The organism is Salinispora pacifica CNR114 (assembly GCF_000514775.1).
GTDB classification, from domain to species: Bacteria; Actinomycetota; Actinomycetes; order Mycobacteriales; family Micromonosporaceae; genus Micromonospora; species Micromonospora pacifica.
Map to the genome: position 1 here is coordinate 87,483 of NZ_AZWO01000012.1, position 18,670 is coordinate 106,152.

An 18,670-nucleotide genomic window follows, 5' to 3' on the forward strand; every position below is an offset into this window, starting at 1 on the left:
AGCACGTCGGCGGCGGCCAACCTCGATCAGCGGCAGCCCCGGAGCGCTCGCGCCGACCGGGTGGGGTCAGCCCGCCTCGACGATCATCCCGGCGCCAACCGTCCGGTTCGTCGTCTCATCGATGATGACGAAGCCACCAGTGGTGCGGTTCCGGCGGTACTCGTCAACAAGCAGCGGGACCATCGTCCGGAACCGGACCCGGCCGATCTCGTTCAGCTTCAACTCCCCCGCCGACTCGTCCCGGTGCAGCGAGTTGATGTCCAACCGGTAGTGCAGCCCGCGGAGGATGGCCCGCGCCGACCGGGTGGTGTGCTTGATGACGTACCTGCCACCAAGCTGCAACGGTCGGGTCTCGTCCATCCAGCAGACCATCGCCTCGATGTCCTGGGCAACGGCCGGGGCGTTGTTCGGGCGACAGATCATGTCGCCCCGGGAAATATCGATCTCGTCAGTCAACCGTACGGTCACCGACATCGGCGGGAACGCCTCCGGGACCGGCCCGTCGGCGGTCTCCACCGCGGCGATCCGGCTGGTGAAGCCACTCGGCAGCACCATCACCTCGTCGTCGGGCTTGAGTACGCCGGAGGCAACCTGGCCCGCGTATCCGCGGTAGTCGGTGACGGTGGTGGACTGCGGGCGGATCACGTACTGCACCGGGAAGCGCACGTCGACCAGGTTCCGATCGCTGGCGATGTGCACCCGTTCCAGGTGGTGCAGCAGGGACGGCCCCTCGTACCAGGGCATCTGCTCCGACCGGGAGACGATGTTGTCGCCGTGCAGCGCGGAGACCGGCACCACCGTCAGGTCGGGTGCGTCTAGCTTCGCCGCGAACGCGGTGAACTCGTCGGCGATCTTCTCGTAGACCTCGCGCGACCAGTCCACCAGGTCCATCTTGTTGACGCAGAGGACCAGGTGCGGCACCCGCAGCAGGGAGCAGAGGAAGGCGTGCCGACGGGACTGCTCCACCAGACCCTTCCGGGCATCAACCAGGATCAGCGCGAGGTCCGCGGTGGAGGCACCGGTGACCATGTTCCGGGTGTACTGGATGTGCCCCGGGGTGTCGGCGATGATGAACTTCCGCCGGGGGGTGGCGAAGTAGCGGTACGCCACGTCGATCGTGATGCCCTGCTCCCGCTCGGCCCGCAGGCCATCGGTGAGCAGCGCGAGGTTGGTGTACTCGTCGCCGCGGGCCGCGCTGACCGCCTCCACCGCGGCGAGCTGATCGGTGAAGAGGGAGCGGGTGTCATAGAGCAGGCGGCCGATCAGGGTCGACTTGCCGTCGTCCACGCTGCCGGCGGTGGCGAACCGCAGCAGGTCCATCGGGCGGGCGAACGCCGCTTCGGCACCGACCTCGGCGGTCGTCTCGGTGGTCATCAGAAGTAGCCCTCCCGCTTGCGGTCCTCCATCGCGGCCTCGCTGACCCGGTCGTCACCGCGGGTCGCGCCCCGCTCGGTGATCCGGGTGGCGGCCACCTCCTCGATGACCTTCGCCACCGTGTCGGCGTCCGAGCGGACCGCCGCCGTGCAGGAGGCGTCGCCCACCGTCCGATAGCGCACCCGGGCCTTGAACCGCTCCTCACCGGCGCGCGGGCGGACGAACTCGTTCACCGCGTACAGCATCCCGTCGCGCTCGATCACCTCGCGCTCGTGCGCGTAGTAGATCGAGGGTGCCTCGATCCGTTCCCGGGCGATGTAGTGCCAGACATCCAGCTCGGTCCAGTTGGACAGCGGAAACGCTCGGATCGACTCACCCGGCTGGTGCCGACCGTTGTAGAGCGACCAGAGCTCCGGACGCTGGTTCTTCGGATCCCACTGGCCGAACTCGTCCCGGAAGCTGAACACCCGCTCCTTGGCCCGCGCCTTCTCCTCATCCCGACGGGCGCCACCGAAGAGCGCGTCAAAGCGATGCTGCTCGACGGCGGCCAGGAGCACCGGGGTCTGGATCCGGTTGCGCATGCCGTCCGCGCTCTCCCGTACCAGCCCGCTGGCCAGGGCCTCCGGCACGCTCGCCACCAGCAGTTGCAGGCCCAGCTCGGCGACCCGCTGGTCCCGGTACGCCAGCACCTCGGGAAAGTTGTGCCCAGTGTCGACATGCAGCACCGGGAACGGAATGTTCGCCGGGGCGAACGCCTTCTGCGCCAGCCAGAGCATGACAATCGAGTCTTTGCCGCCGGAGAAGAGCAGCACTGGTCGTTCCATCTCCGCGACCACCTCACGCAGCACGAAGATGCTCTCCGCCTCCAGCGCGTCGAGGTGGGACACCTGGTATGCCGCCATCGTGGTCATGACGCCGACTCGATTCCCGCACTCATTTCCAGACCTCTCCGGTCGGCTTTGCCAGAAGTAGCGCTCAGGCTACCCGCTATGGCGCCGCAACGCCGCAAGCAGTCGGCTGGCGAGATCCTTACGACAGACCAACAGGTCTGGCAGGCGTGGGTTGGCTTCGTTGTAGGCCAGCGCGGAGCCGTCGATCCGGGAGGCGTGCAGCCCCGTGGCGGTCGCCACCGCCACCGGCGCTGCCGAATCCCACTCGTACTGCCCGCCCGCATGGATGTACGCGTCCACCGCACCGGTGATCACCGCCGCGATCTTCGCACCGGCCGAACCCATCGGTACCAGTTGGGCACCCACCTCGGCGGCCAGGTCGGTGAGGAAGACCGGGGGGCGGCTCCGACTGGCGGCCAACCGGATCGTCGGCTCGCCCGCGGTGGTCACCGCCGACGCCTGCGGGTACCCCGGCGGGTAGTCCGTTCCCAACACCCGATCCTGGGCCGGCAACCCGACCGCACCCGCCACCAGTCCGTGCGGCGTCGGGGCGTTCCGCGCCCAGAGCGCCACATGCACCGCCCAGTCGACCCGGCCCACCTCGGCGAACTCCCGGGTCCCGTCCAACGGGTCGATGATCCACACTCGGTCGCTGCCCAGTCGCGGTGCCGTCGAAGCGCCCGTCTCCGTCGCCCACGCCAGCCGGGAACCCTCGTCCTCCTCCGACAGGACCGCATCCTGCGGACGCCACCTCGCCAGTTCAGTCCGGAGCAGGTCGTGCGAGACCTTGTCCCCCGCGGCCCGCAGGGCGCCCGGATCTCCGAAGCCCACCTCGTCGCGGAGACTGACCAGCGCCTGCCCGGCCCGGACCGCCAACCAACGGGCGAACGCCCCATCGATCATCGGAGGACTACCCATCTCCCGTACTCCCGTCGCCGCGCCAGCCGTCGGTAGGAGCGGAGACCATCGCCGATCTGGCCGTCAGGCACCGTGGTAGAGGTTCTGGGTCGGTTCCACCCCGCGTTGGACAACCGACTCCACGACATCTGCCGCCCGATCCACCAGGAAGTCCAGCTCCTTACGCTCGACGGTACCGAAATCCGACAGTACGAAATCCGCCGGGTCCCGCCGCGCCGGCGGCCGGCCGACTCCGAACCGCACCCGGGCGTACTCCTTCGTTCCCAGGGACTTCGTCATCGACCGCAGTCCGTTGTGACCGCCCTCGCCGCCGCCGCACTTCACCCGAACCTGGCCGTAGGGGATGTCCAGCTCGTCATGGATGGCCACCACCCGGGCCGGCGGCACCTTGTAGAACTGCGCCAGGCCAGCCGCCGCCGCGCCGGAGAGGTTCATATAGGTCAGCGGCTTCACCAGCACCAGCCGCCGTCCGCCGAGACCCAACCGCCCCTCGGCGACCTCCGCCATCGCCCGCCTGTGTCGACTGAAACGGGCCCCCAGTCGCCCGGCCAGCAGGTCGGCCACGAGGAAGCCGACGTTGTGCCGGTTCCCGGCGTACTGCCGACCGGGGTTACCCAGACCGACCACCAGCCACGGCCCTGTCTCCTCCGCCACCGTCTGCCCCTTCCGCTCGCACCCGTACCACCCACCGATACGCAACAGGCGCCCCCGACGAGCGGGGACGCCTGACATCTGCGCAGCGAACGATCAGGCCTCGGCCTTCGCCTCGGCATCCGCCTCCTGCTCGGCGACCGGGGCCCCGGCCTCGGCGCCCTCCGAGCCCTCGGTGACCTCGCCGACCTCGGCCTCGGCCTCGGCAGCGGCCTCCTCCACCTCCGGCAGCGTGGCCTCAAGCTGCTCCTCGGTCGGGGCGGCGGTCACCGCGGCGACCGGCAGCTCCGGGTCGGTGGCCAGCTCGACTCCGGCCGGCAGCTGCACGTCGCCGGCGGCGACCTGGGTACCCGCCTCCAAGCCCTCAATGGTGGCGTCGAGGTGGTCCGGCACCTTGGTGGCGTCAGCGGTCACCGAGAGGCTGTCGTGGTCGTGCACGATCAGCGTGCCCTTCGCGGCCTCCCCGACCAACTGCACCGGGACCTCGACCGTGACCTGCTCGCCGCGGCGGACCAGCAGCAGGTCCACGTGCTCGAAGGTGTCCTTGATCGGATCCCGCTGAATCGCCTTCGGCAGCGCCAGCACCTGCGTGCCGTCGCTGACGTCGATCGCGAAGAGCTGGTTGGCGCCACCGCGCCGGATCGCTGCGGCGAACTCACGGGCCGGCAGCGCGATGTGCTTGGGCTTCTCGCCGTGGCCGTACAGCACGGCAGGCACCTTGCCGGCCCGGCGGGTACGACGGGCACCCCCCTTGCCGAACTCGGTACGGGGCTCGGCGCTGATCTTTACCTCGGACACGGGGAAACTCCTGATGCTTCGCTGCGGCGATGGTCGTCTCGGTGCCGGGTGAGGGGCTCGCTGGGGCTCCTGCGTCATGACCGACCGCCTAGGAGCGCCGCGTCGATGACGGCGCCTCCGTGCGGTCCTGATCAGCGGCCCGCAGGGCACCCTCGCCGTGGCAACCGCACCAGTCTACCCGAAGATAATCCACCCACTCCGGCGGCACCCCGGAATCAACCGCTCCGTCCGGAGCAGCACTGCCGAAGCTCCGGTCCGGCGGCGGTGACCGCCGCCGGACCGGAGCCGGGGTAACTCAGCTCAGGCCACCGAAGAGGGTGGTCACCGAACCATCGTCGAAGACCTCCCGGATCGCCCGGGCCAGCAGCGGGGCGATCGACAGCACAGTGATCTTGTCGAGCTGCTTCTCCGGCGGCAGCGGCAACGTGTTCGTCACCAGCACCTCGCTGATCGGGCTGTTCTTCAGCCGCTCGGTCGCCGGATCCGAGAAGAGCGCGTGGGTGGAGGCGACGACGATCTCGGCCGCACCCAACTCCTTGAGGATCTCCGCCGCCTTGGTGATCGTGCCACCCGTGTCGATCATGTCATCAACGATCAGGCAGACCCGGCCCTCAACCTCACCGACCACCCGATTCGCCACCACCTGGTTCGGCTTGGACGGGTCCCGGGTCTTGTGGATGAACGCCAGCGGGCAGCCGCCCAGCCGGTCGGTCCACCGCTCGGCGACCCGGACCCGACCCGAATCCGGGGCGACCACCGTCATCGGACGCCCCGCGTACCGACGCTCCACCTCCTCGGCGAGCACGTCCATCGCGAAGAGGTGGTCCACCGGGCCGTCGAAGAAGCCCTGGATCTGGGCGGTGTGCAGATCCACGGTGAGGATCCGGTTCGCGCCGGCGGTCTTTAACAGGTCCGCGATCAGCCGGCCCGAGATCGGCTCCCGACCCCGGTGCTTCTTGTCCTGCCGCGAGTACGGGTAGAAGGGCAGGACCACGGTGATCCGCTTGGCCGACCCACGCTTCAACGCGTCGATCATGATCAGGGTCTCCATGACCCAGGTGTTGACCCCGTGCGTGACGGACTGCACCACGAAGGCGTCCGAGCCACGCACCGAGTCCTTGTAGCGGACGAAGATCTCACCGTTGGCGAAATCGTAGGCGTCGGCCGGTGTCGGGGCGACCCCGAGCACCTCGCCGATCTCCTTGGCTAACTCCGGAAAGCCACGCCCGGAGAAGAGCATCAGGCTCTTGCGATTTTCGGCGACGATGCTGCCCATGGCCCGTCTGCTCCTGTTGGTTGGTGGTGCCCGGCGCGGTGGTGGGCCGGAGCGAGTCGGTTGCAGTATCCCCGGTGCCCTACGCCCCACCCGCCGGCTCGGTCCCCGCGTGCATTACCTCACCTTCACTTGCCGTCGCCCCGGAAGACACTCCCGGGCCACCGGCCCGCCCGGCCCGCTCGGCAGCCGCCGCGGCGGCGGTGCCGGCCCGCCGCTTGAGCACCCAGCCCTCGATGTTGCGCTGCCGCGACCGGGCCACCCCCATCGCCCCGGCCGGCACATCCTCGGCGATCACGGAACCGGCCGCCGTGTACGCCCCGTCGCCGACCTCGACCGGCGCCACGAACATGTTGTCCGCGCCGGTACGGGCGTGGTCACCGATGACGGTGCGGTGCTTGCGTACCCCGTCGTAGTTGACGAACACGGTCGCCGCGCCGATATTGCTCTGCTCGCCGATCGTGGCGTCCCCGACGTAGGTCAGGTGCGGGACCTTCGACCCCACGCCGACCTCGGAGTTCTTCACCTCGACGAAGGTGCCCACCTTCGCCTTCTCGGCCAGCCGCGCCGCCGGCCGCAGATACGCGTACGGGCCGACGCTGGCCGCCGGGCCGATCTCGGCTCCGACCGCGTGGCTGCGGATCACGGTGGCGCCGGGCCCGACCAGGGTGTCCACCAACGTGACATCCGGGCCGACCTGCGCACCGGCACCGATCACGGTGGCGCCCCGGAGCTGGGTGTTCTGGTCCACCACCGCGTCCCGGTCCAACGCCACGGTCACGTCGATCCAGGTGGTCGCCGGGTCGAGCAGGCTGACCCCGCTGCGCATCCAGGTTTCGTTGACCCGGTCACGCAGCAGTCGCCGCAGCCCGGCCAACTCCACCCGGTCGTTGCAGCCCAGCGTCTCGATGTGGTCCGGCGCCACGTGTACCGCGACCGGCTCGTCCGCCGACCGCAGCAGGCCGAAGACGTCGGTCAGGTACTCCTCGCCCTGGGCGTTGCCGGTCGACAGCTTGCCGAGCTTGTCCCGCAGCAGGGCCGCGTCGAACGCGTAGATGCCGGCGTTGATCTCCCGAATCTCCCGCTGGTCGGGGGTCGTGTCGCGCTGCTCCACGATCTGCTGGAGCTGACCGTCGGCGTCGCGCACGATCCGGCCGAGCCCGGTCGGGTCGGGTACCTCAGCGGCCAGCACCGTCGCCGCGGCGCCCACCCGCTCGTGCGCCTCGACCAACCCGCCGAGGGTCTCCGGGCGGAGCAGCGGCACGTCACCGTTGAGCACCACCACGGTGCCGCTGCTCTCCGGGACGGCGGCCAACGCGACCCGTACCGCGTGCCCGGTGCCGAGCTGTTCGGCCTGAAGCACCGGGGTGGCCTGCGGGACGATCTCCGCCAGATGGGCCCGGACCTGGTCGGCGCCGTGGCCGACCACGACCACCGTGCGGTCGGCGGCGAGCGGCTCGGCAGCGCCGAGCACGTGGCCGACGAGCGTGCGGCCAAGTAGTGGGTGCAGCACCTTCGGAAGCCCGGACTTCATCCGCTTACCCGCACCGGCGGCGAGCACCACGACGGTACGGGGAGAGGGCTGCTGGGACACGGAAGGGCTCCCGTCGGTGCGGCGACAGTCTCGCGGTCATGCTAACCAGATCAACCCGGCATCGGCGGGGCCTGCACAATGCTGACCGGTGGCAGGAGCTGGGGTGCCTGGATTCGAACCAGGAGCTCAAGGCTCCAAAGGCCTGCGGGTTGCCGTTACCCCACACCCCATCGCCATGTCGTCCGGACGCGTGGTCGGGCAGACCCACGATCCGGAACAGCTCGGTGATCATACCTGCGATCCGTCCGGACAGCGCCCGGCCGCAGGCCGAATTACCGACAACCACGATAGTCCCCGCCAACTTAGGGCCAACCGGGTGGTGGGGTCAGCGCGGGTCTGTGCCGCGCCGCGGCACCGGACCCGACCGCCGTCGAGCGCCGCGCCCGAGCCGACCTGACAGGATGGCCGGTAACGGGCTCGACGCACGACCGGATGGCCGGTGACCGACTCGACCCCAAGACTGGACGGCACCGAGCCCCGATGAGGTGACGACATAATGGATGGCCTGGGCAGCGACCACAACCCCGGTCGGCGCCGGGGAGCCGCAGCGGCCGGCAAAACCGCACGGGTACGCATGTCGGCGGCACAGCGGCGCGAACAACTCATCGCGACCGCGCGCCAGCTCTTCGCCGAACGCGGCTTCGACGCCACCTCGATCGAGGAGGTGGCGGCTCGGGCGAAGGTCTCCAAACCGGTGGTGTACGAGCACTTCGGCGGCAAGGAGGGGCTGTACGCGGTGGTGGTGGACCGGGAGGTCCGCAGCCTGCTCGACCGGATCACCACCGCCCTGACCGCCGGCCACCCGCGGGAACTGCTCGAACAGGCCGCGCTGACCCTGCTCACGTACATCGAGGAGGAGAACAGCGGGTTCCGGGTGTTGGTCCGGGAGTCACCCCTGATGTCGTCAACGGGTAGTTTCAGCAGCGTCATGAACGACGTCGCGCACCAGGTGGAGCACATCCTCGGCGCCGAGTTCTCCAGCCGCGGGTACGACCCGAAACTGGCCGAACTCTACGCCCAGGCCCTGGTGGGAATGGTGGCGCTGACCGGCCGCTGGTGGCTGGAGGTACGCCGGCCGGGCAAGGAGACGGTGGCGGCGCACCTGGTGAACCTGGCCTGGAACGGCCTGTCCCACCTCGAGCCGAAGCCCGGCCTGATCACCGTCCGGAGACGCTGAGTCATCGACCGGTTCCGGGCGGCGGCCTACTCCGTCTCGGCGGGCTCCACCGGCCCGACCTTGTCGTAGAGGCCGGTGCCGAGCAGGATCAGCCCGAAGAGCATCGACACGATCACGGTCGACATCGAGAAGCTGAGGACATTGGCCGAGGTCTGCAGCACCGACATCATCAGGATGCTGGTCACCAGAAAGACGACCCCGGCGATCAGGTTCATGTAGTGGCCGAGATTGCCCCGCCGAGACGCCCCCACCAGGAGGAAGGCGCCGAAGACCACCGAGGCCAGCGCGAACGCGAGGTTGGTGCGGAGACCGAGCACCCATTCTCCGTCCCGGTCGAAGAGCGGGTCACCCAGCGTCTGCGCGGCGCCCCAGACACCGAAAACCAGGATGTAGAGACCGATCAGCCCGGCGAGGACCCGGTAGATCGGCCGCGCCGGATGGTTCAGTGGGATGTGCGCCATGACGCCTCCGACCACTCGACGACAGCCAGGGGCCATTGTCACCCAGGCCGGGGCCGCGCGTACGGCGAATCGGCCGGGTAGCCGGCAGGCGGCACGGAGCCCGCCGCGGCCCCATGGGTGCGGCGGGCTCCGTGGCCGAGGACGACGGTCAGAGCACCAGCCGTGCCTTCTGCCAGGCCTCCTGCTCCGCGTCGGTGCCGACCTTGCCGTACATCCCGACCATCAGCAGGACCAGGCCGGTCACCATCAGCACGAGGACGGTGGCGATGTTGAAGTTGAAGAAGTTCGCCTCGGTGCGGAGGAAGGCGAGGCCGGCGAGGCTGAGCACGATACCCGCGTACCCCAGCCCCTGATTGATCAACACGTCGACGTTGCGGCCGATCGCCGTACCGGCCAGCACGGCGCCACCGAGCAGCACGCTGAGCAACGAGAAGCCAAGGTTCGTGCCCTGACCGAGTACCGCGGTGTCGCCCTGGGCCCAGAGCTCGTCACCGACGGTCGCGATGAGACCGAGCACGCCGAAGACGACCAGGTACAGGCCGGTCAGCCCGCCGATCGCCCGGTAGATCGGCCGCGCGGGGTGGTTCACGGGGGTGTGGGCCATGGCTGAGTCTCCAACGACGTTACGGTGAGGGTCGGCGCCGATTGTCCCGTACCGGCCGGTGTGACGCCGCACACGGTCCCGGGGCGACCACGCCGCGGCGCGGCGGCGGTCAGCCGGCCGGGATCTCCTCAGCCAGCGTCAGCCAGGCCTGTTCGACCTGTTCCCGCTCGCCCCGGACCTCCTTGAGCTGGGCATCCAGCTCAGCCACCCGGGCGTAGTCGGTCGCGTTCGCGGCCAACTGGTCGAGCAGCTCCGCCTCCCGCTGCTCCAGCCGGCCCACCTGCCGCTCCAGCCGGGCCAGTTCCTTACGGGCCTGGCGGACCTGCGCCGCAGACATCCCACTCGCCTTCGCCGGCGCTGGCCCACCACCGGACGCCGGTACCGGACGGCCGCCGTCGGTGGCCCGCGCCAGGTACTCGTCAACCCCGCCGGGCAGGTGCACCAACTGGCCATCGCCGAACATGCCGTACACGGTGTCGGCGACCCGTTCCACCAGGTACCGGTCGTGGCTGGCCACGATGATCACGCCAGGCCAGGAGTCGAGCAGATCCTCGAGCGCGGCGAGGGTGTCGGTATCCAGGTCGTTGGTGGGCTCGTCCAGCAGGAGCACATTCGGCTCACCGGCGAGCAGGCGTAGCAGCTGCAGCCGCCGCCGCTCGCCACCGGAGAGATCAGCCACCGGGGTCCAGAGCCGGCGGTCGTCGAAGCCGAAGACCTCGGCGAGCTGGGCGGCGGAGATCTCCCGGTCACCCAGCCGGACCCGGCGGGCGATCTCCTCGACCGCCTCAAGAACGCGCAGTTGGCCGGGGAGTTCGGCGAGTTCCTGGGAGAGGAACGCGGGACGCACGGTGGAACCGGCCACGAACCGGCCGTGCTCCGGTCGGGTGACGCCGGCGAGCATCCGCAACAGCGTGGTCTTGCCGGCGCCGTTGCGGCCGAGGACGGCGATCCGATCCCCGGGACCGACCTGCCAGGTGAGGTCGCGCAGGATCTCCTTCGGCCCCGCGTCCAACCGGACGTGCTCCAGGTCGTACACCTGCTTGCCGAGCCGGGCGGTGGCGAGCCGCTGCAGCGACATGCTGTCCCGCGGTGGCGGAACGTCGGCGATCAGCGCGTTCGCCGCGTCGATGCGGAACTTCGGCTTGGCGGTACGGGCCGGCGCGCCGCGCCGCAGCCAGGCGATCTCCTTGCGGAGCAGGTTCTGGCGGCGCGCCTCGGTGGCGGCGGCGACCCGTTCCCGTTCGGCCCGGGCGAGGGTCCAGGCGGCGAACCCACCCTCGTACGCCCGGACGGTCTGGTCGGCGACCTCCCAGGTGGTGGTACAGACGGCGTCGAGGAACCACCGGTCGTGGGTGACCACGACGAGCGCACCTCGGCGGGCGAGCAGGTGCCGGGCCAGCCAGTCGATGCCGCCGACATCAAGGTGGTTGGTCGGCTCGTCGAGGATCAGCAGGTCGGCGTCGCGGACCAGCAGCGCGGCCAGGGCGACTCGGCGGCGCTCGCCGCCGGACATCGGGCCGACCGGAGCGTCGAGGCCGAGGTGCGGCATCCCGAGGCCGTCGAGGACCGCCCGGACGCCGGCGTCGCCGGCCCACTCGTGCTCGGCGCCCATCCCCTCGGCCAGCCACGCGGTGCCCAGGACCACGTCTCGGACGGTCGCGTCGGGCGCGAGCTGCAGGTTCTGCGGCAACCCGGCGACGCGCAGGTCGCGCCGGTGGGTCACCCGGCCGTCGTCCGGCTCCTCCTGCCGAGTGAGCAGGCGCAGCAGGGTGGATTTGCCGGCGCCGTTGAGCCCCACCACACCGATCCGGTCGGCGTCGTCGAGACCGAGCGAAACATCGGTGAGCAGCGGCCCGGCAGCGCCGTAGCCCTTGGACACCCGGTCCAGGTTGACGATGTTGGCCACTACACCCCTTCCATGGTCAGGGCGCCCGGCACCGGATCGGCAGCCAAGGACGCCCGAAGCAAGGGTACGCGGACGCCGGGCGGCCGACGCCGGGGACGGTCAGCCGATCCGGGCCCCGGCGACCGGGCCGTGTGCGGTGCGCGCGTGTCGGCACACGTCGAGGGCGCCCAGTTCGGCGGCGATGCGCTCCGCGTCGGCCGCTCCGGTGGCCAGGAAGACGCAGGTCGGCCCGGAGCCGGAGACGATACCCGCGAGCGCCCCCGCCGCCTCGCCCGCCTTCAGAGTGGCGGCCAGGGACGGCCGCAGGGCGAGTGCGGCGTCCTGAAGATCGTTGCCGAGGGCCGCGGCGAGCACCCGGGGGTCAGACTGCCGGAGGGCGGCGAGGAGGGTGTCGGTGCTGCCGAGTGGGGGGCCGGCGGCCCCGGCCTCGCGGAGCCGATCGAGTTCCCGGTACGCGACCGGCGTGGAGAGGCCGCCGTCGGCGACCGCGACGACCCAGTGCCAGATGGTCGGCCGGGCCAGTACCGGGCTGACCGCCTCACCCCGGCCGGTGCCGAGCGCGGTGCCACCGTGGATCAGGAACGGCACGTCGGAACCGAGGTCGGCGGCGATCTCCGCCAACTCGTCCCGCGACAGCCCGGTCCCCCACAGCGCGTCGCAGGCGACCAGCGCGGCGGCGGCATCGGCGCTGCCTCCGGCGAGCCCACCGGCCAGGGGAATCTGCTTACGCAGGTGCAGCCGGGCGTGCGGCGGCACCCCGGCGGAGCTGGCGAGGGCGCGGGCAGCGCGAATAACCAGGTTCGACTCGTCCAGGGCAAGTTCGCCGGTCCCCTCGCCCGCCATCGTCAGGCTGAGGGTGTCGCCCCGGCGGGCGGTCAACTCGTCGTGCACAGAGATCGCGTGGTAGACGGTGTTCAGCTCGTGATAACCGTCCCGGCGTAGCGGGCCCACCCCCAGATGCAGATTGATCTTGGCGGGGACTCGTACCCGGACCGGCCCGCTGACACCTCGCGGTTCGTCATCCTCCGGTCGCCATGCCTCGGTCACGGGATGGCGCCCCAGACCGAGCCCCGGCTCACCGTCCCCGGCGCGACGGGCGGGGACAACGGCGTGGCTTTTCCAACTTCCTTGACGGGCACGGCGTCAGCCTACTGCCCGGTGGGAGTGGCAGCCGGGGCCGACGCGGCGATCGCGGCGAACTGCTCGACCGGGAGCGCCTCCCCCCGGGCGCCGGGGTCCACTCCGGCGGCGGTGAGCACCGCGGCCGCCCGGTCCGCACCGCCGGCCCAGCCGGCCAGGGCCGCGCGAAGGGTTTTGCGACGCTGGGCGAACGCGGCGTCCACCACCGCGAAGACCCGTTCCCGGGAACCACCCGCGCCCGGCGGCTCACGACGGGTGAAGGCGACCAGCCCGGAGTCGACGTTCGGCACCGGCCAGAACACGTTCGGCGGCACCTTCCCGGCCGCCTGAACGTGGGCGTACCAGGCGAGTTTGACCGACGGCACGCCGTACACCCGGGAACCGGGACCGGCGACGAGCCGATCGGCGACCTCCTTCTGCACCATGACCAGGCCATGCCGCAGCGTCGGCAACTCGGCGAGCAGGTGCAGCACCACCGGCACGGCGACGTTGTACGGCAGGTTGGCGACCAGCGCGGTCGGCGCGGGATCGGCGAGCTGCCCGGCGGTGACCCGAAGCGCGTCGGCGCGGTGCACCGAGAGCCGACCGGCGGCGGGACCGGCGTGCCGGGCGGCGGTCTCCGGTAGGGCGGCGGCGAGGACCGGGTCGATCTCGACAGCGTGCACGTGCGCGGCGGCCGGCAGCAGCGCGAGGGTGAGCGAGCCGAGTCCCGGCCCGACCTCCACCACCACGTCCTCGGCGGTCAGGCCAGCGGTGGTGACGATCCGCCGCACCGTGTTGGGGTCATGCACGAAGTTCTGGCCGAGCCGCTTGGTGGGAGCGACGCCGAGGCGGGCGGCGAGGTCCCGGATTTCCGCCGGGCCGAGGAGACCGGTCACGCCCGCTAGCGTAGGTGGACGCCGGCGCGCCCCGGGCAGGGGCCCGCCACCTCCCGCCGAAATCCCGTCAGCCCCGCCGTCACCAAGGACCGAAGGCCCGCTCGCCGGTACGGGAGAGGGCAGCGCAGAGCTCGTCCAGGTCACTGCCGGTGGCGGCGGCGAGCGCGCGGACGGTGAGCGGGATCAGGTACGACGCGTTGGGCCGCCCCCGGTGCGGCACCGGAGTGAGATACGGCGCGTCCGTCTCCACGAGGAGGTGATCCAGCGGGGTCACCGCGGCGGCCTCCCGCAGTGCCGCGGCGCTGCTGAAGGTGACGGTGCCGGCGAAGCTGAGTAGGTAGCCGCGGCGCACGCACGCGCGGGCGAACTCGGCGTCGCCCGAGAAACAGTGCATCACCACCGTCTCCGGGGCGCCCGCGTCGTCCAGGATCCGCAACACGTCGGCGTGCGCGTCGCGATCGTGGACCACCAGGGTCCGGCCGTACCGCTTGGCGATGTCGATGTGTGCCCGGAAGCTGGCCTCCTGCGCGGCCCGCCCGTCCTCGCCGGTGCGGAAGAAGTCCATCCCGGTCTCGCCGACGCCCCGTACCCGGTCCTGGCCGGCCAGCGACTCGACGACCCGCAGCGCCTCGTCCAGCTCCGCCAACCGGGGCGCCTCGTTGGGGTGCAGCGCGACGGTGGCGACGACCGCCGGATAGCGCTGGGCCACCTCCACCCCCCACCGTGACGAGTCGACGTCGACCCCCACCTGCACCAACCGGTCCACCCCGACCTCCGTGGCCGCCTCGACCGCGGCCTGGACCGGGTCGACCGCCCGGCCGGTGTCGGCCCCCGGGTCGGCGGCCGACACCGCCGTTTCCCGGCGCGGCGGGACCCCGGCCGCACTGATCGTGATGTCGAGGTGGGTGTGGCTGTCGGGCACCGGTCGGGGCAACGACGCGGGCGCGGGCGGGAACTCCCCGGCCCGCCGAGCCGCGCGCTGCTTACGGGTTTCGGTCTGCTCGGTCATCGGCGCAAGCATCACACACCAGTGCCGGCAGTCTCCCGCTACCCGGTGTTCACCCGGACCATCGGCTACCCGGCACTCGCGCCCGCCACCGACTCCGGGGCCGCGTCGACGCCCCGGCGATCACCCAGGCTCACCCGCGGGTCCCCCTCGTCGGCGAAGTAGTCGTCCGGGCTGGTCCGGTCGCCCCCGTCGGCCACCTGCGCGGTCCGCAGCACCAGCGTCAGCGCTGCCGCGACCAACAGGTTGGCCAGCACGGCCACGAATCCGGCGTAGATGGTCATCGTCGTGTCGAAGCCGAACCTCTCCAGGGGGAACGCGGAACCGCCGAAGTGACTCCGGGTCGGGCTGGACACCTGGTAGAGCATCCACATTCCCAGGGACATGCCCACTGCCCAACCGGCGATCAGCGCACCGCGGTGGAACCAGCGGGTGTAGAGGCCGAGGGCCACCGCCGGCAGCGTCTGCAGGATGATCACGCCGCCGATCAGCTGCAGATCGATGGAGAACTGGGGGTCGAGGAAGACGATGCAGGCTACTGCGCCGATCTTCACCACCAACGAGGTGAGCTTGGAGACCTTCGCCTCCTGGGCCGGAGTGGCGTCCCGCCGCAGATACTCCTTGTAGATGTTGCGGGTGAACAGATTCGCTGCCGCGATCGACATGATCGCCGCGGGCACCAGCGCCCCGATGCCGATGGCTGCGTAGGCGACGCCGGTGAACCAGCTCGGGAACTGCTGATCGAAGAGCACCGGAACAATGGTGTTGTTGTCCACCGTGCCCGCGGTCGCCCCAGGCAGCGGCTGCACGTCGGCCGCGATCGCCATGAAGCCGAGCAGCGCGATGAGCCCCAGCAGCACACTGTAGGCGGGCAACGCCGACATGTTCCGTTTGATGACGTCCCGGTTCCGGCTGGCCAGCACACCGGTGATGCTGTGCGGGTACAGGAAGAGCGCCAGCGCCGAGCCGAAGGCCAGGGTGACGTACTGGACCTGGTTGTTGGCGTTGAGCAGAATCCCGTCGTTGGGATTCGGGGATGCCGCGAACTTCGCGTCGGCAGCGTCGAAGATCTCTCCCCAGCCCCCCAGCTTGTACGGCAGGTACAGCACCGCCGCCAGGATCACCACGTAGATCAGGGCGTCCTTGACGAAGGCGATCAGCGCCGGCGCACGGAGCCCGGACTGGTACGTGTACGCCGCCAGGATCGCGAACGCGATGATGATGGGCAGGTGCCGAGCCAGGCTAGTCTCCCCGGTCACGCCCATGGCCTTGAGCACCGCCTCGATCCCGACGAGCTGCAACGCGATGTACGGCATCGTGGCCACAATCCCGGTGATCGCCACAAGTAGTGCAAGGACCGGCGAGTCAAACCGGCTACGGACGAAGTCCGCCGGAGTGACAAAGCCGTGCCGGTGCGACACCGACCAGAGTCGACAGAGCACCAGGAAGACCATCGGGTAGATGACGACGGTGTACGGCACCGCGAAGAAGCCCATCGCACCGGCACCGAATACCAACGCCGGCACGGCCACGAAGGTGTACGCGGTGTACAGGTCGCCGCCGATCAGGAACCAGGTGATCCAGCCGCCGAAGTTGCGCCCGCCCAGCCCCCACTCGTCGAGGTGGGCCATGTCCTTCGGCGCGCGCCAGCGGGATGCGATGAATCCCATGACGCTCACCAGTAGGAAGAGCGCGGTAAAGATGCTGATCTCGGTGACGTGATCACGCCACATCAGCGGTCACCCCGCCTCTTCGTGAGCTGGTACACGAGCGTGGTGACCGCGACGCCGAGCAGAATGTACGCCAGCTGGAGCCAGTAGAACCGTGGGAAGCCGAGAACCCGGGGCGAGTCGGAGTTGTAGAACGCTGGGATCAGCGGCACGACGACCGGCACGAAGAGCAGCCAGTTCCAGGGACTCTTGTCCTTCGCCCGGGTCTTCGCGGCGGCCGGCGTCTTGGGTTCGGGTGTCGCCATCGGCCCACCTCCGGTGCGGGTGATTGGGTGTGCCGGCCGAGACTACGACCGCATGATCACCATCACCTGCCGCCGGTGGGCCGCTGCGCCGAGCGGTGGCTCCGCTGCGGCGAGCGGCGCGGCCACCAGCGCTCAGCCCGCCAGGCGGGCCAGTTCCTCGTCCACGATCGACGGGTCGAGTTTGCGGAACACCGGCTTGGGCGGTTCGAGTGCCCGCCCCACCTCCAACGGCACCGACTCCCACCGGGCACCGACCGTGTAGTCGCCGGTCAGCACCGGGTAGGCCGGCCCACCGTCGAGGTCCTCAACCTCCTCGATCACCGGCATCGGCGCGTGCACCCCGGTGCCGCCGAGCAGCTGGTGGATCTTCTGCGCGGAGTGCGGCAGGAAGGGGGTGAGCAGCGTGTTCGCGTCGCTGACCACCTGCAGGGCGACGTGCAGGACGGTGCCCATCCGCGGCCGGTCCGCCTCGCCCTTGAGCTTCCACGGCGCCTGCTCGGAGAGGTAGCGGTTAGCCTCGGCCACCACCTTCATCGCCTCGCCGATCGCCTGCTTCTGCCGGTGCCGGCCGATCAGCTCGCCGACCGTGTCGAAGCCGGACCGGGCCACCGCGAGCAACGCCTCGTCGGCTTCGGTGAGCCCGGCCGGGTCGACCGGCGGGATCGCGCCGAAGTTCTTCGCGGCCATCGAGATGGAGCGGTTGACCAGGTTGCCCCAGCCGGCGACCAGCTCGTCGTTGTTGCGCCGGAGGAACTCCGCCCAGGTGAAGTCGGTGTCGTTGCTCTCCGGGCCGGCCACCGCGATGAAGTAGCGCAACGCGTCGGCGTCGTAGCGCTCCAGGAAGTCGCGGACGTAGATGACCACGCGCCGCGACGAGGAGAACTTCCGCCCCTCCATGGTCAGGAACTCGCTGGAGACCACCTCGGTGGGCAGGTTCAGCCGACCCAACTCGCCCGGCTGCCCGTCGTGGGAGCCTTCGCCGGAGTAGCCGGCGAGCAGCGCCGGCCAGATCACCGAGTGGAAGACGATGTTGTCCTTACCCATGAAGTAGTGACTGGGGGCATCCTTGCCCGGCCCGTCCGCCGACCACCACCGGCGCCACGCCTGTGGGTCACCGGAGCGGCGGGCCCACTCGATCGAGGCGGAGAGGTAGCCGATCACCGCGTCGAACCACACGTAGATGCGCTTGTCGCCGCGCTCCCGCCAGCCGTCGAGCGGGACCGGCACACCCCACTCCAGGTCCCGGGTGATCGCCCGGGGCTGGAGGTCGTCCAACAGGTTCCTGGAGAAGCGCAGCACGTTCGGCCGCCAGCCCTCCCGGGAGTCCAGCCACTGCCCCAGGACGTCGGCGAGCGCCGGCAGGTCGAGGAAGAAGTGTTCGGTCTCGACGAACTTCGGCGTCTCTCCGTTGATCTTCGACCTCGGGTTTCGCAGGTCGATCGGGTCAAGCTGGTTGCCGCAGCTGTCGCACTGGTCGCCGCGGGCGCTCTCGTAGCCGCAGATCGGGCAGGTGCCCTCGATGTAGCGATCGGGCAGGGTCCGACCGGTGGACGGGGAGATGGCACCCATGGTGGTCTTCGGCACGATGTAGCCGTTGCGGTACATCCCCTCGAACAGCTCCTGCACCACGGCGTAGTGGTTGCGGGTGGTGGTGCGGGTGAACAGGTCGTAGGAGAGCCCGAGCCCGTGCAGGTCCGCCACGATCACCCGGTTGTAGCGGTCGGCCAACTCACGGGGGGTGACCCCCTCCGCGTCGGCCTGCACCTGGATCGGCGTGCCGTGCTCGTCGGTGCCGGAGACCATGAGCACGTCGTGGCCGGCCATCCGCATGTACCGGGCGAAGACGTCGGAGGGAACGCCGAAGCCGGAGACGTGGCCGATGTGGCGCGGGCCGTTGGCGTAAGGCCAGGCAACCGCCGCGAGAACGTGACTCATGACCAGCAAGCCTAGTGACCCCGGCCGCGGGGCCGCGAACCAACAGGCCCGACCGGGCGGCCCTGGTCACTTCTCTTCCGTGGACCCCAC

The 18,670-nt window shown here is 70.5% G+C and carries 17 protein-coding genes and 1 tRNA gene; 1 reads left to right on the plus strand and 17 read right to left on the minus strand.

Annotated features, from left to right (window positions below; all coding sequences use genetic code 11):
• Nucleotides 1-66 precede the first annotated feature (66 nt).
• The 8 genes from B118_RS0108945 to B118_RS0108980 form a co-directional block, all read right to left on the minus strand.
• On the minus strand, nt 67-1,374 hold the full coding sequence (locus tag B118_RS0108945; RefSeq protein WP_018221209.1) for a sulfate adenylyltransferase subunit 1: 1,308 nt from the start codon (nt 1,372-1,374) through the stop codon (nt 67-69).
• A complete protein-coding gene (cysD, locus tag B118_RS0108950) occupies nt 1,374-2,285 on the minus strand; it encodes a sulfate adenylyltransferase subunit CysD (protein ID WP_018811424.1) in 912 nt (303 codons plus the stop codon). The genes B118_RS0108945 and cysD overlap by 1 nt, the downstream gene beginning before the upstream one ends.
• Before the next feature lie 69 nt (nt 2,286-2,354).
• Nucleotides 2,355-3,182: an inositol monophosphatase family protein gene (locus B118_RS0108955; protein WP_028192659.1), complete on the minus strand. Its 828-nt coding sequence runs from the start codon at nt 3,180-3,182 to the stop codon at nt 2,355-2,357.
• A 63-nt stretch (nt 3,183-3,245) separates the two neighbouring features.
• On the minus strand, nt 3,246-3,836 hold the full coding sequence (gene pth, locus B118_RS0108960) for an aminoacyl-tRNA hydrolase (protein WP_028192660.1): 591 nt from the start codon (nt 3,834-3,836) through the stop codon (nt 3,246-3,248).
• A gap of 93 nt (nt 3,837-3,929) precedes the next feature.
• Nucleotides 3,930-4,631: a 50S ribosomal protein L25/general stress protein Ctc gene (locus B118_RS0108965; RefSeq protein WP_018221213.1), complete on the minus strand. Its 702-nt coding sequence runs from the start codon at nt 4,629-4,631 to the stop codon at nt 3,930-3,932.
• A gap of 295 nt (nt 4,632-4,926) precedes the next feature.
• Complete coding sequence (locus B118_RS0108970) at nt 4,927-5,907, minus strand: ribose-phosphate diphosphokinase (RefSeq protein WP_018218501.1); 981 nt, start codon at nt 5,905-5,907, stop codon at nt 4,927-4,929.
• A 79-nt stretch (nt 5,908-5,986) separates the two neighbouring features.
• The gene (gene glmU / locus B118_RS0108975) at nt 5,987-7,498 is read right to left on the minus strand and encodes a bifunctional UDP-N-acetylglucosamine diphosphorylase/glucosamine-1-phosphate N-acetyltransferase GlmU (protein WP_028192661.1); all 1,512 of its coding nucleotides are present in this window, start codon (nt 7,496-7,498) and stop codon (nt 5,987-5,989) included.
• 98 nt (nt 7,499-7,596) lie between these two features.
• Nucleotides 7,597-7,668 (minus strand) — tRNA-Gln (locus B118_RS0108980).
• A 323-nt stretch (nt 7,669-7,991) separates the two neighbouring features.
• Here B118_RS0108980 and B118_RS0108985 point away from each other — a divergent pair.
• Nucleotides 7,992-8,675 (plus strand): TetR/AcrR family transcriptional regulator, encoded by a 684-nt coding sequence (locus tag B118_RS0108985; RefSeq protein WP_026270705.1) that lies wholly within the window; start codon nt 7,992-7,994, stop codon nt 8,673-8,675.
• Between the two features lie 26 nt (nt 8,676-8,701).
• Here the strand turns inward: B118_RS0108985 and B118_RS0108990 are convergent, their stop codons facing one another.
• The 9 genes from B118_RS0108990 to metG all read right to left on the minus strand — a co-directional run bounded on the left by B118_RS0108990 (nt 8,702) and on the right by metG (nt 18,580).
• Entirely contained in the window at nt 8,702-9,136 is a 435-nt protein-coding gene (locus B118_RS0108990) for a DUF4383 domain-containing protein (protein ID WP_018221216.1), read from the minus strand.
• A gap of 148 nt (nt 9,137-9,284) precedes the next feature.
• On the minus strand, nt 9,285-9,740 hold the full coding sequence (locus B118_RS0108995) for a DUF4383 domain-containing protein (protein ID WP_018221217.1): 456 nt from the start codon (nt 9,738-9,740) through the stop codon (nt 9,285-9,287).
• A 109-nt stretch (nt 9,741-9,849) separates the two neighbouring features.
• Nucleotides 9,850-11,646 (minus strand): ABC-F family ATP-binding cassette domain-containing protein, encoded by a 1,797-nt coding sequence (locus tag B118_RS0109000; protein WP_028188246.1) that lies wholly within the window; start codon nt 11,644-11,646, stop codon nt 9,850-9,852.
• A 99-nt stretch (nt 11,647-11,745) separates the two neighbouring features.
• Nucleotides 11,746-12,693: a 4-(cytidine 5'-diphospho)-2-C-methyl-D-erythritol kinase gene (locus B118_RS0109005; RefSeq protein ID WP_028192662.1), complete on the minus strand. Its 948-nt coding sequence runs from the start codon at nt 12,691-12,693 to the stop codon at nt 11,746-11,748.
• 101 nt (nt 12,694-12,794) lie between these two features.
• The gene (rsmA, locus tag B118_RS0109010; protein WP_018221220.1) at nt 12,795-13,664 is read right to left on the minus strand and encodes a 16S rRNA (adenine(1518)-N(6)/adenine(1519)-N(6))-dimethyltransferase RsmA; all 870 of its coding nucleotides are present in this window, start codon (nt 13,662-13,664) and stop codon (nt 12,795-12,797) included.
• Between the two features lie 79 nt (nt 13,665-13,743).
• Nucleotides 13,744-14,685 (minus strand): TatD family hydrolase, encoded by a 942-nt coding sequence (locus B118_RS0109015; protein WP_018221221.1) that lies wholly within the window; start codon nt 14,683-14,685, stop codon nt 13,744-13,746.
• Between the two features lie 53 nt (nt 14,686-14,738).
• The gene (mctP, locus tag B118_RS0109020; RefSeq protein WP_018221222.1) at nt 14,739-16,403 is read right to left on the minus strand and encodes a monocarboxylate uptake permease MctP; all 1,665 of its coding nucleotides are present in this window, start codon (nt 16,401-16,403) and stop codon (nt 14,739-14,741) included.
• The gene (locus B118_RS0109025) at nt 16,403-16,645 is read right to left on the minus strand and encodes a DUF3311 domain-containing protein (protein WP_018221223.1); all 243 of its coding nucleotides are present in this window, start codon (nt 16,643-16,645) and stop codon (nt 16,403-16,405) included. The genes mctP and B118_RS0109025 overlap by 1 nt, the downstream gene beginning before the upstream one ends.
• A gap of 132 nt (nt 16,646-16,777) precedes the next feature.
• A complete protein-coding gene (gene metG, locus B118_RS0109035) occupies nt 16,778-18,580 on the minus strand; it encodes a methionine--tRNA ligase (protein ID WP_018221224.1) in 1,803 nt (600 codons plus the stop codon).
• Between the last annotated feature and the right edge of the window lie 90 nt (nt 18,581-18,670).

Bases quoted from the DNA above. Each gene is read 5' to 3' on its own strand.
- B118_RS0108945 (WP_018221209.1), bottom strand. From the start codon at position 1,374: ATGACCACCGAGACGACCGCCGAGGTCGGTGCCGAAGCGGCGTTCGCC.
- cysD (WP_018811424.1), bottom strand. From the start codon at position 2,285: ATGACCACGATGGCGGCATACCAGGTGTCCCACCTCGACGCGCTGGAG.
- B118_RS0108955 (WP_028192659.1), bottom strand. From the start codon at position 3,182: ATGGGTAGTCCTCCGATGATCGATGGGGCGTTCGCCCGTTGGTTGGCG.
- B118_RS0108970 (WP_018218501.1), bottom strand. From the start codon at position 5,907: ATGGGCAGCATCGTCGCCGAAAATCGCAAGAGCCTGATGCTCTTCTCC.
- B118_RS0108990 (WP_018221216.1), bottom strand. From the start codon at position 9,136: ATGGCGCACATCCCACTGAACCATCCGGCGCGGCCGATCTACCGGGTC.
- B118_RS0108995 (WP_018221217.1), bottom strand. From the start codon at position 9,740: ATGGCCCACACCCCCGTGAACCACCCCGCGCGGCCGATCTACCGGGCG.
- B118_RS0109015 (WP_018221221.1), bottom strand. From the start codon at position 14,685: ATGCTTGCGCCGATGACCGAGCAGACCGAAACCCGTAAGCAGCGCGCG.
- mctP (WP_018221222.1), bottom strand. From the start codon at position 16,403: ATGTGGCGTGATCACGTCACCGAGATCAGCATCTTTACCGCGCTCTTC.
- B118_RS0109025 (WP_018221223.1), bottom strand. From the start codon at position 16,645: ATGGCGACACCCGAACCCAAGACGCCGGCCGCCGCGAAGACCCGGGCG.
- metG (WP_018221224.1), bottom strand. From the start codon at position 18,580: ATGAGTCACGTTCTCGCGGCGGTTGCCTGGCCTTACGCCAACGGCCCG.